The organism is Streptomyces sp. NPDC000941, from assembly GCF_053599555.1.
This window is the reverse complement of sequence record NZ_JBSFMM010000560.1, coordinates 1-1,167: the sequence shown is the minus strand read 5'-3', so window position 1 is coordinate 1,167 and position 1,167 is coordinate 1. Positions and strand designations below refer to the sequence as shown.

The window sequence follows — 1,167 nt, the reverse complement described above, 5'->3', positions numbered from 1 at the left end:
GCGGAGTGGTCCGCGGCGACGGCACCGTCGTCTCGTACGGTCGTACGGCGTCACCAGTTGTCATGGGTGGTTGTCATACGGGCCGTAGTTGTCACACATGTGGGCGGACGCCGCTAGAGTCGGTCAGATCGAAGGGCAGGCGAGAGCAGCCTCCGATCCGGCCGGCCAGGGAGCCAACCGTGCTGATCAACCACGACACCCAGGTCGCGCTCGACGCGGTCGTCGCTCTGGTGAACACCACGTCCGAAGGCGAGGGCCCGGACGGCCTCGCGGACCTCGCCGCGCTGCGCACCTTCGTCGCGCAGCACGCCATCAGCGACGTCGGCACGCTCGGGGAGCGGGACCTGGTGGCCGTACGGGCCGTGCGCGCCCGCTTCGCCGAGGTCTTCGCCGCGGCCGATTCCCGGCGCGCCGCCGAACTGCTCAACACGATGGTCGCCGCGGCCGGCACCACCCCCCGGCTCACCGACCACGACGGCTACGACTGGCATGTGCACTACTTCGCCCCAGGGGCGTCCCTGGCCGAGCACCTGGCCGCCGACGGCGGCATGGCGCTCGCGTTCCTCGTGGTGGCGGGCGAGCGGGAGCGGCTGCGGCGCTGCGAGGCGCCGGATTGCGGGCATGCCTTCGTCGACCTCTCGCGTAACCGCTCACGGCGCTACTGCGACAGCCGCACCTGCGGCAATCGCTTGCATGTGGCCGCCTATCGCGCCCGGCGCCGGGAGGCGGCAGCGGGCTGAGGCCGCGTCGACGGTCGTGCCGACGCCGGCGCGTCCGGTGGCGGTCACCACCGGTAGAGGTCGTGGAGGGCGGTGACGAAGAGCAGGGTGAATATGACCGCGAGGAACAGCATCAGCGGTGGCTGGGAAAGGGCGAAGAGACAGCCACGCGGCTCTTCGCTCGGCGGTGCAGGGGGTCCTTCGATAGGGGATCGCTCCCCGGGTGATTGCAGCATCTCGCGCAAGATCATGGCGCAGGGGGACCCCGCCTGCGACCGGAGAGCTGGTATTGACCGGTTGGGCGTCAGATTCCGTGCTTTTTGAGAATGGCCTCGATATCCGAGAAGTCGTCCGTGCCCGAGCTGCCTCCGGACTTGGCCGCGCCCCTGGATCCCCGCAGCCCGCCGCCCGCGCCCAGCGCGGGGGCCGCAGCCCCGCCCCGCTCCGC

2 protein-coding genes are annotated in these 1,167 nt (G+C 71.2%); one reads left to right on the top strand and one right to left on the bottom strand.

The window, feature by feature from the left end; all coding sequences use genetic code 11:
* Positions 1–179: 179 nt before the first annotated feature.
* On the top strand, positions 180–740 hold the full coding sequence (locus ACWDSL_RS53480) for a CGNR zinc finger domain-containing protein (protein ID WP_450497036.1): 561 nt from the start codon (positions 180–182) through the stop codon (positions 738–740).
* A gap of 44 nt (positions 741–784) precedes the next feature.
* On the opposite strand, the gene ACWDSL_RS53475 is transcribed toward ACWDSL_RS53480, so the two are convergent.
* Positions 785–955 (bottom strand): hypothetical protein, encoded by a 171-nt coding sequence (locus ACWDSL_RS53475; RefSeq protein WP_385630480.1) that lies wholly within the window; start codon positions 953–955, stop codon positions 785–787.
* Positions 956–1,167: the final 212 nt, after the last annotated feature.